Source organism: Cupriavidus sp. UYPR2.512 (genome assembly GCF_000379565.1).
In the GTDB taxonomy this organism is placed as follows: Bacteria; Pseudomonadota; Gammaproteobacteria; order Burkholderiales; family Burkholderiaceae; genus Cupriavidus.
This window is the reverse complement of the sequence record NZ_KB903066.1, coordinates 1-1,716: the sequence shown is the minus strand read 5'-3', so window position 1 is coordinate 1,716 and position 1,716 is coordinate 1. Positions and strand designations below refer to the sequence as shown.

Annotated in this window: 1 protein-coding gene; it reads left to right on the top strand. The window is 55.8% G+C overall.

Going from position 1 to position 1,716, the window contains the following annotated elements:
• The first annotated feature begins 642 nt into the window (after window positions 1–642).
• Complete coding sequence (locus A3A5_RS0120030) at window positions 643–1,461, top strand: hypothetical protein (RefSeq protein ID WP_035813168.1); 819 nt, start codon at window positions 643–645, stop codon at window positions 1,459–1,461.
• Window positions 1,462–1,716: the final 255 nt, after the last annotated feature.

Below are 1,716 nucleotides of genomic sequence, written 5' to 3'. Positions count from 1 at the left end.
ATCGAGTACGACTCAACCTTGCCTGCGTGGAACTACAGCATCCGCTCACGGAACGCCGCATAGCGGGAAGTTATTTCGAGCACGTTCCTTAGCCAAGCCCCATCGATAACGCATGCGAGCTTGGCGTGTCGCGGCGCCCTGAAAAGCGGTAAAGATACTCAAAAGGATCTTTTGTTCTCGCGCTATCCACCTCGGCGTTTGCACTCGACAGCGTCAAGATGATGATTCCGGGGGCTGGGGGCGGCTTCGACCAGGCAGCCCGAACCCTTGGGAAAGCGATGCAGGAATCAGGTCAAGCGAAGTCTGTCTGGGATGAGCACCGAGCAGGCGCCAGCGGAAGCACTGGTTTGGCGCAGTTCGAGTTTTCATCGCAAGAATCGGGCCGACACGTTGTCTGTGGGTTCTTCGAAAACGGAGAGGCTCGCTGCGGCGCAGGGCGCAGCGGGCGTTATGTTCCTATCAATAGCGATTGGTCCGGGTGTACCTCGGTTGAATCGCCCCACTGTGGCGGCGCGCACAGAGGTTGGTTTTCTGACAGCTTAGAGTACAAGGAAAATATGGCGCCAGAAAGGCAAGTCAGCGTTGGCGTTGGCATATCGCCTTTGCCCACGTGGACGGGGCACGCACCTCACCGGGGGGTATATGAAGCGCAAACACTTAGGTCATGGTTTCGCTTTTGCTGCCTGCCTGCTCAGCATGGATGCCTGGGCTGCCGCTGAGGTTGTTGGATGCCGCTCGGGTATCGCTGAGCCCATTAAGAGCTATCGCGTAACCGGCTCAGAGGTGTTCTTGCGGGCAACGCCTAGCCCAAATGGGAAGAAACTGATAAACGAGAAGACGAGTTCGATTCTAAAGACCACTTGGTACATGTCGATTGACCGGTCAACGGTGGTGACTGAGTATTGCTGGCAGAATGGGTGGTCGCGTGTCCGCGTGACGACGCCGGACTGGCTGAGTGACACCCATATCGGCTGGGTGCCAAGCATTGCCCTGCGGGAGCGCATCCGCGATGTCAACGGCAAAGAGGTCTTCACCGACGCCGATTTTCGGTGGACGAAGAAAACGGAGGCATACAAGAAAATCATCGTCGCCGGCGTGAACAAGGTTTACCGGGAGAACTCTCGGTGCAATGAAATTGACCCGAGCACTGCGTACATCTCAGGAGAAAAAGGTACGCGGGCTGATCCGGTTTTTTTCGTAACCTGCGGCCGAGATGCTGGCGCCTTCAATGCCTACTTCTCGAAGTCCGAGGCCGAAGCGGGGACGACCCTCGCAGCGGCTAAGCACATCGACCGGTCTCACGCTATCAATCTCTGCGAGGGCTATGCACGCCAACGTGCCGCGCACCCGAGCACTGTCCGGTTCTCTAGAGTTATGGATGTTGCCGTCAACGAGCATCCGAACGGGCGCATGTCTGTGCGCTCGACGTTCACCGCCAAGAATGTTTCAACCTCGAGTTAAATTTCAACATCTTCTGCCTGCTGGACGGGAAAGGCCTCATAGAGGCCAATGTCTCCGAAGACTACTACCGCTGAGCACTCAAGTAGAGTGACGCCAAAGCTCATTAATAGGTAATGAGAACCAATTTGTCACAGTTGGCATCGCATGCAATAGTTTATTGCATGCTTATCCGGTTAGCTCCCAAACCTACTAGATGTAGTGGGTAGCGATTTTTTGGCATAGAGCTCGGCATAGGTCGGCGCGGTGACGTCACCA

Excerpts from the sequence above, each read along its gene's own strand:
- A3A5_RS0120030 (WP_035813168.1), top strand. The coding sequence starts at position 643 with ATGAAGCGCAAACACTTAGGTCATGGTTTCGCTTTTGCTGCCTGCCTG.